Source organism: Psychrobacillus lasiicapitis (assembly GCF_006861795.1).
Lineage (GTDB): Bacteria > Bacillota > Bacilli > Bacillales_A > Planococcaceae > Psychrobacillus > Psychrobacillus lasiicapitis.
In genome coordinates, this window is sequence record NZ_VDGH01000010.1 from 145,507 (window position 1) to 158,425 (window position 12,919).

Genomic DNA, 12,919 nt, shown 5'->3' on the forward strand with positions numbered 1-12,919 from the left:
GTTTGTGCCATTTCAAGTATTTTTAATTGTTTCCTATTTGTTGACATTACCTTATCTTTCGAATTGATCCAAAAGTAAGTGCGTCGAGGAAAAGGAACCTAAATATGGCCATTGTCATCAAGTGAAATTCTCAAGGATTTTATATACAAAACTGTTTTGTATGACATGAGAGTTTTAAAGTATCGATATAATAGTATAAGCCGGATTATTTGAACAAAGGGTGAGTTAGGCTTACAATTCAACTATTCAATGAAACACTTGAATAGAGGAGGATTGAAAAATGTTAAATGAAAGAAATTTAAAGGATTTATTGTATCAAGAATTTTCTCGTATAGGTAAAAGCCTTTCTAGCCCGAAGCGATTAGAAATTTTAGATCTTTTATCCCAAGGTCCTAAATCGGTGGAAGCATTATCAAAAGCAACGACTATGTCTGTTGCAAATGTATCACAGCACTTACAAACTTTAAATAATGCAAGAATGGTAAAGTTTCGAAAGGAAGGCAACTATGTTATTTATGAATTAGCAGATGATGTCATTTCAGACTTTATCACTTCTCTTCATAAATTGTCAGAAAAACAGTTTTCACAGGTTCAACAAATAAAACAGGAATTCTTAAATGCCAATTTGGACACGGAAGAGGTTACGCTGGAAGAACTTAACGAGCGGATGGAAAAAGGAGAGATTTTATTGTTAGATGTTCGACCGAAAGAGGAATATGAAAATGCTCATATTCCAGGTGCTGTTTCTATACCAATGGAGGAATTAAAAGAAAAACTCACTTCTTTGCCATCTAACCGAGATGTTGTTGCCTATTGCAGAGGAATATATTGTTTGTGGTCAGTCGAGGCTGTAAAGCTTTTAAGGAATGAAGGTATCAATGCCTATCGTTTAGAAAAAAGCGTGCAAGATTGGAATGAATTTCAAGACCATATAAATTAAATGGAAGAAAGAAGGTGCATACTATGGTTAGTAAAATAAAAGACGCGGAACAAGCGTACATAAATGATCCAGAAAAACAAAAACAGTTATATAAACGGACATTACTCATTATCGTTATTTCTCAAATGTTCGGCGGAGCAGGATTGGCTGCAGGAATAACAGTTGGAGCATTGCTTGCAGAACAAATGCTTGGTACGGGAGCATTTGCAGGTATTCCTGCTGCTTTATTTACGCTAGGTTCAGCAGGTGCTGCATTAGTAGTAGGAAGACTTTCTAATCGTTATGGAAGACGCAGAGGTCTCTCCACAGGCTTTATAGTAGGTGGACTTGGAGCAATAGGAGTTGTGTTTGCTGCTGTCTTAAATAGTGTGATTTTATTATTCGCTTCCTTACTCGTGTATGGGGCGGGAACTGCAACAAATTTACAAGCCCGTTATGCTGGTACAGATTTAGCAACGAAAAAGCAGCGGGGAACTGCTGTAAGTATAGCAATGGTTTCCACGACACTTGGAGCAGTTGCAGGTCCCAATTTAGTAGAAGTGATGGGAAATGTGGCTCACTCTATCGGTGTTCCAGAACTTGCAGGTCCATTCATTTTGTCCGCAGCTGCATTTATATTAGCAGGGATATTTTTATTTATCTTTTTACGTCCTGATCCATTTATAATCGCATTACAAATAAATGCACATAAAGAAAATACGGAAACTAGTGAGATTCCGGAACAGACTCAAATAAATAAAAAAGGAATTGCGGTTGGGGCTATCATTATGGTGCTTAGTCAAATTGTGATGATTTCTATTATGACGATGACGCCAATTCATATGGGGCATCACGGTCACGCTTTAGGGGCGATCGGGCTAGTTATTGGTTTCCATGTCGGTGCTATGTACTTACCTTCACTTGTAACCGGAATGCTTGTTGATAAAATCGGTCGACCTATCATGGCGATTGCTTCCGGAGTAACATTGCTCCTTGCAGGAATTGTAGCATCGATGGCACCTGGAGGTTCTTTGTTTTTCATGATTCTTGCCCTTTCTTTACTAGGCATAGGGTGGAATTTTGGCTTAATAAGCGGTACAGCTTTAATAATTGATTCGACTGAACCTGCAACACGCGCCAAAACGCAAGGTACAGTAGATGTTTTTATCGCATTAGCAGGATCCGCAGGCGGTGCCATGTCGGGTATGGTTGTTGCTGGTTCCAGTTATGAAATGTTATCACTTGCTGGTGGGATTCTATCCTTAATACTTATTCCCATCGTCGTATGGTCCATTGGCAGTAAAAATAAACAGCAACAATATTTAAAGGATTCCCCTTTAAAATAAAGGAATGAAGCCAAAGTAGTGAGTTTGAGCTTTTGGCAGGGTGGTAAACAGATAGAAAGCTGATTTTGATGTAATTAGTAACACTGCTTGGCTTTTAGGTTAAAGTACAAAACAAATATAAAAAAGGAGGATTTTTTGATGAATCAAATTAAAGTCTATACAACGAATACTTGTCCATATTGTACAATGATGAAAAATTTCTTAAACGAGAAGGAGCTTCCTTTTGAAGAAGTTAACGTACAGGAAGATTCGAATGTCGCAGATCGTTTAGTAAAAATGACAGGTGAAATGGGAGTTCCACAAACCGAAATAAATGGTCAATGGATTTTAGGGTTTGATCCGGAAAAAGTAATGGAATTAGTTAAGTAAAAGAAAATTATTAACATCTTTAGCTGTTTAATATATCTAAGAGAAAAGAGGATAGCATTAGTTCTTCCTCTTTTCTTTTTTAATGAATAAAAGAGTTTTTTATACAACTTACATAATATTGGAAAGAGGAAATAAAATGAAAAATCCTGTTGTTATTGTTGGAGCTGGTTTAAGTGGGCTCCGGGCTGCCTCTCTACTTACTGCACAGGGCATCGAATGTAAGGTGTTAGAGGCTAGAGATAGAATTGGCGGTAGGGTCTTAAGCACTGCAGTTCCGAACAGACCTGAATTTGGCAAATTTGACCTGGGTCCAACATGGTTCTGGCCACAATATGAGGGCACGATTACTAGACTTGTTAATGACCTAAATTTAAAAACTTTCGATCAGCATGCAAAAGGGGCAATGCTTACAGAACGATCCTCAAACGAAGCACCAGAGCGCTATGTACTGCCGGAAAATGCTGACACAAGGTCGATTCGATTGGTAGGAGGAGTTCAATCTCTAATTGATGCTGTAGCAAAGACTATACCTCCAGAAGCAATCGAGTTAGAAACACAAGTTACGGCAATCCGACTAGATAACGATTCTCTTATAATAGAAGCAAATACTGCTGATAGGAGGAAAAAAAGAGTTTCTGCAAGTGCTGTTATCCTAGCGTTGCCCCCTAGGATTGTAGCGAATCAGATTGAATTTGCGCCTATTCTTCCGCCAAACCTGAATGCCGATCTTCTAAGCAAACCTACTTGGATGGCAGGACAGGCTAAGGTAGTGGCAATTTATGATCGTCCCTTCTGGAGGGAATCAGGGCTCTCAGGTTTCGCAACAAGCTGGGTAGGGCCTTTGCAAGAAATCCATGATGCTTCTCCTCATACAGGTTCTGGTGCACTGTTTGGTTTTTTCGGAATACCAGCAAAAATGCGCCGAGCAATGGGGAAGGATGAAATTTTAAAATTAGTAATAGACCAATTGGTGAGACTATTTGGCTCCTCTGCTCAAAATGTAAGTGCTATTCTCTACAAGGACTGGGCTAAGGATTCTGAGACGGCTGTAGAGGAAGATTTAGATCCACTTAAAGATTTTCCGATTTATGGTCAACCACCAAATGCAGGGATTTGGGAAAAGAAAGTTTATTTTGCTGGGACTGAGACCAATACACAATTTGGCGGCCATTTGGAAGGTGCACTTCAGTCAGCTGAACAGGCAGTTGCTAAAATCCTTCATTTAAAGAACAAGCTATAATAATTCAATACTCACTGATCTAAAAAATACGACCAAACAAGAACACCTTTCGTTGAAAATGGGTAAATAATACCTTAATTATCAACGTAAAGGTGTTTTTTACTATAGTCTAAAAACAGAACTATAAGAAATATTATTTTGCTGACAATAATTTGGTAATATACTACAATAGGAATTTGCTATTATGAATACGTATAAGGTAAACAGATATCAGAAGCAATTTTCTAATAGTAATTTTCATATAATTTCCAAATGATATGCTATAGAGCTATACTGAAATTATAATCTAGAAACATTTTTATCGGAGGTCCTTGAATGAATTTGGTCGGAAGTATATATAAAAAGATGAACTCCAAAGATAAAGTAATTATTGCCATACTCCTATGTTGTTTTATAGGTTCCGTTATTTTTGTTTTTAATAATTATTCCTTTTATGAAAAACCTATAGCTAAGGTAGTCCATACAAAAGTAGAAGATGTGGTGAAAGTAAGTGATATAAATGGTAATGAGGATACTTTATATACGCAACATATAATTGCTAAATTATTAAATGGAGAAGAAAAGGAAAAGGAGATTCATTTAACAAATGAATACTCCAAATCCAAAGCCTATGATCATGAGTTTCAAATTGGAAATGAGTTGTTTGTTAAAATCGATCAGAGTGAAAAAGAGGATGAAGATTTAACGGGGACAATTCAAGAGGTCAAACGGGATAAGTACTTGTTGCTGATTGGATGGGTATTTATTTTTGTTTTACTGATTGTTGGAAAAAAACAGGGGCTGTTCTCTTTCATTAGTTTAGTATTTAATGCCATCCTTTTATCGTATGCACTGGATATTTATATTCATAATTCCAGTCAAAGTCTGTTATGGATTTGTGGAATAAGCGTTATTTTGTTTACGGTTACCTCTTTGTTGCTTGCAAACGGTTTAAATGAGAAAACATATGCAGCTATTATCGCGACCTTGCTTGGAACTTTTATATCGCTATTAATTACGTACCTTGTTCTGTTGGTAACTGGGGAAAAAGGACTACGGTATGAGGAAATGCAGTTTATTACTCGACCGTATCGTATGGTATTTATGGCGGGACTATTCCTTGGCTCTCTAGGGGCAGTGATGGATGTCGCTATTACGATGTCTTCTTCGATTTTTGGATTATATGAGAAAAATAACTACATATCCGTAAAGGCACTCATTAAATCAGGAATGGAAATCGGAAAAGATATTATGGGAACGATGACGAATATTTTGTTTTTTGCTTATGTAAGTGGTTCGATACCAACGCTTATTCTCTATTTTAAAAATGCTTCTCCATTTGGTTATACGCTTTCCTTAACTCTATCACTGGAATTGGCCCGTGCTTTAGCGGGTGGAATAGGAATTGTGTTGACCATTCCGATTGGTCTCTATACGACCTTATTTTTCGTGAATAGAAAGAGGGCAAGATTATGAATGTATTAGTGTTATTGGGAGGTATATTATTTCTACTAATGACTATTATTGGCGGAAGAAAAGGAGTAAGATCTTTTTTCGCTTTATTTTTCAACTTTGCAGTCATTATCATAACAGTCATTTTGCTGTGCTCCCCGGAGATTAATCCAGTTATTGTAACTTTATTTGCTTGTGTAGTGATTAGCTGCATCAATCTTTTCTATATCAATGGAGTGAATAGCAAAACAAAAACAGCTTTTCTGTCCACAATTATTTGTATTGTTATTTTACTTTTATTTATAATCTTCGTAACGAATAAGTCAATGATACAAGGGTTTGGCGAAGAAGAAATAGGAGAGCTTGGAGCGTTTTCCTTATTAGTCGAAGTGGATTTCGTGAAAATTGCAGTGTCTGTAATTATTATGAGTACAATCGGGGCGATTACGGATACGGCTATAGCAGTTTCCTCTCCTATGCGGGAAATCCATTATCACCATCCGGACATTAGTCGAAAAGAATTATTCCTTTCCGGATTGTCTATTGCGAGAGATATATTAGGAACAAGTGCAAATACCCTGTTTTTTGCATTCTTTGGGGGCTATTTAGCATTACTCATATGGTTTAAAGATTTATCGTATTCCGTTGGGGATATCGTCAATTCGAAGATTTTTAGTGCCGAAATAATCACGATCCTATGTGCTGGAATAGGAGTAACACTAGTTATCCCAATAACCACATGGATTACTGCTTATTTTTTTGTAAGGAACAAAGAAACAAAAGAAACAGTATGATAAACTAGTACATTACCATCTATTTTCTAACCTTCAAATAATTATTTGGAGGTTTTCTTATTCTATAGAAAGCATCAATTAGAATAAGCAAAAAATAACAATATAACATTCGAAAAATTTGTGTTAAAATAAAATATCAGTCTATTTAAAGATAAAATAAGTACACATTATTTCAACTGGGGAGAAGTGATTGTACTTCTTTTATATTAGATGTGTGAAGAAAATGTTAGGGGATAGTAGGATGAAGAATTTATTAATTAAATGGAACCAAATCAGCCTGGTAAAAAGGATTGTAGTCGGTATTATAGTAGGTGTTATCTTGGCTTTGACCCTTCCTAATGCCGTAAGTGGGGTTACTATTCTTGGTTCTTTATTTGTTGGAGCATTAAAGGCAGTTGCACCAGTACTAGTATTATTCTTAGTAATGCATGCCATTGCCGGACATAAAAGTGGTAAGAAAACGAATATGAAATCAATTCTTTTTCTTTACTTACTAGGTACATTCTTAGCCGGGGCTGTCGCGGTGGTTGCAAGCTTTATGTTCCCAGTTACATTAACATTAACAACTGGCGCAAAAGATATAGCACCACCAGAAGGTATTGTGGAAGTTATTCAAACATTATTATTTAACTTAGTTTCTAATCCAGTTGATGCTATTATTAATGCAAACTATCTAGGTATATTAATGTGGGCAGTCGTACTTGGACTTGCATTAAAGAGCGCAAGTCAAAACACGAAAGATATGTTAGGCAGTTTTTCCGATGCAATTACGAAAGTAGTACAATGGGTGATCAATTTAGCGCCACTTGGTATTATGGGGCTTGTGTTTGATGCAATTGTAACAAGTGGATTTTCTGCTTTAGTTGAATATGGTAGACTAATTTTAATTTTAGTAGGATGTATGTTGTTTATCGCACTAGTCGTACACCCATTGCTTGTGTTCATCTATACGCGAAAAAATCCTTATCCGCTTGTTTTCATGGTTTTAAGAGAAAGTGGTATTACGGCATTCTTTACACGTAGTTCCGCTGCTAATATTCCAGTAAATATGAAGTTATGTGAAAAACTTGGCTTAGATGAAGATACGTATGCAGTATCCATTCCTCTAGGTGCTACTATTAATATGGCTGGAGCAGCTGTTACTATTGCAGTGCTAACACTTGCTACAGTACACACGCTAGGTATTGAAGTCGATTTTGTAACGGCCCTTCTGCTTTCAGTTGTAGCAGCTATTTCTGCAGCAGGTGCATCAGGTGTTGCTGGTGGATCACTATTACTTATCCCACTAGCATGTAGTCTATTTGGCGTTCCAGCTGATATTGCCATGCAAGTTGTTGGGGTAGGTTTTATCATTGGTGTTGTTCAAGATTCTTGTGAAACTGCACTGAATTCTTCTTCAGACGTACTGTTCACAGCGGCTGCTGAAGAAGCTAGAGAACGAAAAGAAAGTAAAGTTAGTAAAGTATCTCCAGCTAATTCCTAAAATAAGTTTTAAAAGCCACGATTACCGAAGATGATTCGGTGATCGTGGCTTTTTATTGGTTTTAATTGGAGAAAGTTGAGGTAAATAAAGACTAGTCCTCTAAATAGTGGTGAAAAAGAAAAGATAGTAACAAAGACATAAATGATGAAAATGGAATCGGATATATGCTTATTTCACTTTGTTTCTTATATATTATGTGACCACAATCTTCCAGTATTTCTTTTGAAATCGGTAACATTTTATAAATAGTATTTGGACATAATGAGTAATATATGTATACTTAGTAAGGAAGTTTAATGGTCAGACGTTTGACCTTCTAATAATACTATTTCCTGGAGGCATTAAATGAACTATTTAATCTCAATCTTAGGCTTAATTGTTGTGTTAGCTCTTGCCTGGGTTGCAAGTAATAATCGTAAAGGTATAAAAATTAGACCAATTATCCAAATGCTTGTTATTCAAGTAATATTAACTTACTTATTACTGAATACGAAATTTGGATTGATACTTATTAAAGGAATAGCCGCTGGTTTTGAAAAATTACTTGAATTTGCAAATGAAGGAATCAATTTTGTATTTGGAGGACTTGCGAACGAAGGACAAGCTCCTTTCTTCTTAACAGCTCTACTTCCTATTGTATTTATCTCCGTTCTAATAGGAATTCTACAGCATATTAAAGTGCTTCCTTTCATTATGAAATGGTTGGGCTGGATCATCAGTAAAGTTAATGGTATGGGTAAATTAGAATCTTACAACGGAGTAGCATCTGCTATTGTTGGACAATCCGAAGTTTTTATTACGGTGAAAAAACAGCTTGGTCATCTATCTCAAGAGCGGCTATATACACTTTCAGCGTCAGCGATGTCTACTGTATCGATGTCTATTGTAGGAGCATACATGACGATGATTGAGCCGAGATATGTCGTAACGGCAATCGTGATTAATTTATTTGGAGGATTTATCATTGCTTCCATCATCAATCCATACACTGTAACCGAAGAAGAGGATCTCCTTGTTATCCAATCCGAAAAACAAAGCTTCTTTGAAATGTTGGGCGAGTATATTTTAGATGGATTTAAGGTTGTCATTATAGTTGCGGCAATGTTAATTGGATTCGTTGCATTAATGGCAGGGGTAAATACCTTATTTGATGTGATATTTGGAATCTCATTCCAAGAAATAATGGGATTTGTTTTTGCTCCATTTGCTATTTTAATGGGTATTCCCGTTTCAGAATCCGTCACAGCAGGTGGTATTATGGCTACCAAATTAGTGACAAACGAATTTGTAGCAATGCTCTCATTAAATGAATTAGCGTCAGGCTTAAGTGAGCGATCAATCGGAATCCTTTCTGTTTTTCTTGTTTCTTTTGCAAACTTCTCTTCCATTGGAATCATTTCCGGTGCGGTAAAAGGGCTACATGAAAAACAAGGAAACGTTGTAGCGCGAATGGGATTGAAGCTTTTGTACGGAGCAACGTTAGTTAGTGTACTATCAGCAGTTATTGTTAGCTTTATCCTATAATCTTAATAAAGAAGATCCGCTATTCGTAGTGGATCTTCTTTTTCATATTACCGTCTTGTCATGTAAATTTGTTGGAGAAATGCTAAAATTGAAAAGATAGTTATTTTGAGAAAAGAGTTTTGACCATGCATAAACTTAAAAATATTCCATTACAAACAAAAATATTAGGTCTAATTAGTACGTTAATTCTTTTAATCATTATTCTTCTTGCCTGTATATTTGCTTACCTGCAATCGGTTGATACGAGAGATCATGTGAAACAACTGGCATTGCAATCAGCAAAGTCGATTTCTCTCATGCCCGAGCTTAGGGATGCCATTGAACAAAAAGATATCGAAACTCAATTCCGACCGATTGCAGAGCAAGTAAAAGACCAGGTGCATGCGGCCGATATTATCATCGAAAATCGGGAGGGCATTATTTATTCACATACAAATCCAAGCCTGGTCGGTCAAAAGAGTTTAGACGAAACAAGTTATCAAATGTTAGTGTTTGGTGGTGCCAATAATTTTGAAGTAGTGCGGGAGGAAGGTTCCGTTTTAATGGGGAAGGTCCCGATAATGGCGGACAATGGAGAATATACACAAGTGATTGGAACCGTATCCGTTGAGTTTCTGGAAAGAGACATTTACGAGAGTATTTATAAGCGGGTGAAAATCATTATTATCGCATCTCTCATAGTATTACTGTTAGGAATTACTGGCGGGATATTCCTGACAAAAAGTATAAGGAAAGATACGTTGGGTCTGGAACCTCATGAAATTGCGGCATTGTATAGGGAAAGAAGTGCCATTCTTTTATCAGTTAAAGAAGGTATTATAGCTATAGATGAAAATGGATTTTTAACTTTGATCAATCATTCTGCAAAGTCTATGTTGAATCTTAACGAAAAAGATTTTATAGGCCAGCATATTCAGCATGTCCTTCAGGATATAAACATAGAGGATGTGTTACAGACAGGAAAGACCGCTCATAATGTGGAGGTCTTGATCAATGATAAAATGTTCATCTTTAATATAATTCCAATCATCGAAGGCGGTAATGTTGTAGGCGTCGTTTCTAGTTTCCGAGACAAAACGGAGTTAAAAAAACTGATGAATACGATAACGGAAGTTAGGGATTATTCAGATGGACTTCGTGCGCAAACACATGAATATGCCAATAAATTGTATTTGTTATCAGGATTATTACAATTAGAGCGATATCAAGATGCATTGGAATTTATTCAAAAAGAGTCGATCACTCATCAGCAGCAAAACGAAATATTATTTAATCAAATTCATGATGCAAATGTCCAAGCTATTTTGTTAGGGAAGCTTGGAAAAGCATCCGAAAAGAAAATGATGCTTGAAATTGATGCCGACAGCTATGTAGACCCTCTACCAAGTCATATAGAGGTAACGGATATCGTGACAATTATAGGAAATCTTATCGATAATGCATTTGATGCAGTTGCACATCAGAAAGAAAAAAGGGTGGCTTTTTCTATTATGGGACTTGGAAACGATATTATTATAGAGGTAACGGACAACGGTAAAGGAATTTCGGACGATTTGTTAGCTTCTTTGTTTACGCCAGGTTCCTCTTCTAAGGGAGAAAATAGAGGATACGGTTTGTTTAATGTAAAAAGCATTGTAGGATCGCTTGGTGGAACAATTGAAGTAAGTAATGAACCTAATGGTGGATCTATTTTTACGGTCTACCTTCCAAAAAAGGTTTCGGGATAGAGCAAGGAGTGGGATAAAGTGATTAAAGTTGTAATAGTAGAGGACGATTTTCGAATTGCCCAAGTACAAGAGCAATTTTTGCAAAAAATAACAGGTGTAAAGCTGGTTGGAAAGGCGCTAAATGCGAAGGAAGCGATGGAGCTTTTAGAAGCAAATGAAGTAGATTTACTTTTACTCGACATTTATTTGCCTGATAAGCTTGGTACTGACTTATTGGCTAAAATTAGAGAGAGTTATCCGGACGTAGATATTATTATGGTGACTGCTGCAACAGAAAGAGCAATGCTTGAGAAGACTGCTAGATATGGTGTATTTAACTATCTATTAAAGCCGGTAACGATGAAGAAATTTGTAGAAACCATTGAAGATTATAAAAGAAGGAAAGAATTACTTAGCAAGACTAATGAGATAGATCAGACAATGATCGATAGGTTCTTTGGGATTACCAACCAATCGACAATTCTGCAAAAGGATCTTCCGACAGGTGTTGATCGCCATACGTTAAAGAAAATAAAAGATGTGGTGGAAGAGCTTAAAGGCGTATCCATCGATGAAATGAGTGAAACGATGGGGGTATCTAGAACAACTGCAAGAAGATATCTAGAGTTTCTTGTTTCGGAAAATGTCTGCATTGCAAAACATGAGTATGGAATTGTAGGAAGACCTCAGCGGAAATATTACTTAATAGAATAAAAAGTAACATTCTATTAGAATCAATTAACGAGGGATAAACAATGAGGAAAAAAATACTAGTTCTTGTCATGACTTTTGTGACGCTTTTAACCGGATGTTCATCGGAAAAGAATCAAGAAGTCATTGGAGATGAAGTAACGATTATTGCTCCAAGCTCTATCGGTGGAGGCTGGGATTTAACAGCACGAGCGATGCAAGACGTTTTAATGAGTGAAAAGTTAATAGATGGAGATATTCAGGTAATGAATAAAATAGGAGCTGGTGGAGAGTTAGGCTGGAAATATACAAATCAGCAAAAAGATCATGTATTAGCTATTAATTCTAGCTTGCTCATCACCAATCATTTATTGGGTCAAAGTAAGATAACCTATAAAGATTTTACACCGATCGCCATTTTGGCTACGGAATGGGAGGTTGTGATCGTTTCTAAGGATTCCAATATAAGCAGTGCAAGGAGCTTAATGGACAATATGAAAGAAGCCCCTCATAGGTTTAAGATTGGTGTTTCTCCCAGATTAGGGAATGATGATCAGCTATCGTTTGTATTGGTGGGTAAACAAGTAGGATTGAATTCCGACGAGCTCGATTTTTTTATATATGAAAATAGTGCTCAAGTAGTGGATGCCTTATTAAAAAAGCAAATAGATGTTGCAACAATGACTTTAGCAGAGGCTAAAAAGTATTATGATTTGAATCAAGTAAAAATGCTCGTTATCTCATCTGATAAAAGATTAGAAGAGCTTCCGGATGTTCCTACGTGGTCAGAGGAAGGAATAGACTTAGTATTTGAACACTGGCGTGGTGTAATGGGGCCGCCGAATATGACGAAGAGTGAAATTCAATTTTGGGATACGACAATGGAAAAAATGGTGCAAACAGAAAAGTGGCAGCAAACGCTAGAGAAGTATATGTGGAAAGATTTTTATAAGAATAGTAGTGAAACTGCAAAATTCTTAGAAGAGCAGGATAAGATGTATGAGGCTTTAATGAATGTAAATAGGAAAGATTAATACGTCTGTGAACAAAATAAACAAAATAGTTTAAATAAATTTAATGACATAATATTTCGTATTGTTTACTTTTTACAATAATAGCTGTACGATTGGCAAAAGTACAAGACAAGAGCTTTGTTTCGAATCTAGCTACTGTCTTTACAGCGTTACTTTTTAATATAACTATTGGAGGAACGGATAAATGTGGATCTTAACTGTTTATACGAATGATGGTAGTATTAAAATGTTTGAATTTGAGGATGAAAAAGAAGCGAGAGAATCAACTAAAAAGATAAAAGATAATAAAATTCTCTCCAATGTCATCTATTTCAATGATCGTATTGTAGAAGCTGTTATTTAATGAGGAATATACAATTCAAGGGTGACTCAAGGATCGAAGT

General features: G+C 36.2%; 12 protein-coding genes. All 12 read left to right on the forward strand.

The annotated features are described in order from the left end of the window. Positions 1–280: 280 nt before the first annotated feature. The gene (locus FG382_RS16930; RefSeq protein WP_142540066.1) at positions 281–940 is read left to right on the forward strand and encodes an ArsR/SmtB family transcription factor; all 660 of its coding nucleotides are present in this window, start codon (positions 281–283) and stop codon (positions 938–940) included. 23 nt (positions 941–963) lie between these two features. Next, a complete protein-coding gene (locus tag FG382_RS16935; RefSeq protein ID WP_142540067.1) occupies positions 964–2,265 on the forward strand; it encodes an MFS transporter in 1,302 nt (433 codons plus the stop codon). Between the two features lie 138 nt (positions 2,266–2,403). Then, entirely contained in the window at positions 2,404–2,634 is a 231-nt protein-coding gene (locus FG382_RS16940; protein ID WP_142540068.1) for a glutaredoxin family protein, read from the forward strand. A gap of 136 nt (positions 2,635–2,770) precedes the next feature. Next, positions 2,771–3,874 carry a flavin monoamine oxidase family protein gene (locus tag FG382_RS16945; RefSeq protein WP_142540069.1) on the forward strand — a complete coding sequence of 368 codons (1,104 nt, stop codon included), beginning with the start codon at positions 2,771–2,773 and terminating at the stop codon, positions 3,872–3,874. 315 nt (positions 3,875–4,189) lie between these two features. Next, a complete protein-coding gene (locus FG382_RS16950; protein ID WP_142540070.1) occupies positions 4,190–5,329 on the forward strand; it encodes a YibE/F family protein in 1,140 nt (379 codons plus the stop codon). Beyond that, positions 5,326–6,099 (forward strand): YibE/F family protein, encoded by a 774-nt coding sequence (locus tag FG382_RS16955; protein WP_142540071.1) that lies wholly within the window; start codon positions 5,326–5,328, stop codon positions 6,097–6,099. Before FG382_RS16950 ends, FG382_RS16955 begins: the two co-directional genes overlap by 4 nt. 241 nt (positions 6,100–6,340) lie before the next feature. Next, entirely contained in the window at positions 6,341–7,582 is a 1,242-nt protein-coding gene (gene sstT, locus FG382_RS16960; protein WP_142540072.1) for a serine/threonine transporter SstT, read from the forward strand. Between the two features lie 345 nt (positions 7,583–7,927). After that, positions 7,928–9,106: a NupC/NupG family nucleoside CNT transporter gene (locus tag FG382_RS16965; protein ID WP_142540073.1), complete on the forward strand. Its 1,179-nt coding sequence runs from the start codon at positions 7,928–7,930 to the stop codon at positions 9,104–9,106. A 125-nt stretch (positions 9,107–9,231) separates the two neighbouring features. After that, positions 9,232–10,833, forward strand: a complete 1,602-nt coding sequence (locus FG382_RS16970; protein ID WP_142540074.1) for an ATP-binding protein — start codon at positions 9,232–9,234, stop codon at positions 10,831–10,833. An 18-nt stretch (positions 10,834–10,851) separates the two neighbouring features. Then, complete coding sequence (locus FG382_RS16975) at positions 10,852–11,526, forward strand: response regulator (RefSeq protein WP_142540075.1); 675 nt, start codon at positions 10,852–10,854, stop codon at positions 11,524–11,526. A 41-nt stretch (positions 11,527–11,567) separates the two neighbouring features. After that, on the forward strand, positions 11,568–12,536 hold the full coding sequence (locus FG382_RS16980; RefSeq protein WP_142540076.1) for a tripartite tricarboxylate transporter substrate binding protein: 969 nt from the start codon (positions 11,568–11,570) through the stop codon (positions 12,534–12,536). Positions 12,537–12,720: 184 nt separating this feature from the next. After that, a complete protein-coding gene (locus FG382_RS22755; protein WP_170206566.1) occupies positions 12,721–12,879 on the forward strand; it encodes a hypothetical protein in 159 nt (52 codons plus the stop codon). Positions 12,880–12,919 lie beyond the last annotated feature (40 nt).

What these genes read in the sequence shown, in the direction of transcription:
- FG382_RS22755 (WP_170206566.1), top strand. Translation starts at nt 12,721, where the DNA reads ATGTGGATCTTAACTGTTTATACGAATGATGGTAGTATTAAAATGTTT.
- FG382_RS16930 (WP_142540066.1), top strand. Translation starts at nt 281, where the DNA reads ATGTTAAATGAAAGAAATTTAAAGGATTTATTGTATCAAGAATTTTCT.
- FG382_RS16940 (WP_142540068.1), top strand. Translation starts at nt 2,404, where the DNA reads ATGAATCAAATTAAAGTCTATACAACGAATACTTGTCCATATTGTACA.
- FG382_RS16950 (WP_142540070.1), top strand. Translation starts at nt 4,190, where the DNA reads ATGAATTTGGTCGGAAGTATATATAAAAAGATGAACTCCAAAGATAAA.
- FG382_RS16955 (WP_142540071.1), top strand. Translation starts at nt 5,326, where the DNA reads ATGAATGTATTAGTGTTATTGGGAGGTATATTATTTCTACTAATGACT.
- FG382_RS16980 (WP_142540076.1), top strand. Translation starts at nt 11,568, where the DNA reads ATGAGGAAAAAAATACTAGTTCTTGTCATGACTTTTGTGACGCTTTTA.
- FG382_RS16935 (WP_142540067.1), top strand. Translation starts at nt 964, where the DNA reads ATGGTTAGTAAAATAAAAGACGCGGAACAAGCGTACATAAATGATCCA.
- FG382_RS16970 (WP_142540074.1), top strand. Translation starts at nt 9,232, where the DNA reads ATGCATAAACTTAAAAATATTCCATTACAAACAAAAATATTAGGTCTA.
- FG382_RS16945 (WP_142540069.1), top strand. Translation starts at nt 2,771, where the DNA reads ATGAAAAATCCTGTTGTTATTGTTGGAGCTGGTTTAAGTGGGCTCCGG.
- sstT (WP_142540072.1), top strand. Translation starts at nt 6,341, where the DNA reads ATGAAGAATTTATTAATTAAATGGAACCAAATCAGCCTGGTAAAAAGG.
- FG382_RS16965 (WP_142540073.1), top strand. Translation starts at nt 7,928, where the DNA reads ATGAACTATTTAATCTCAATCTTAGGCTTAATTGTTGTGTTAGCTCTT.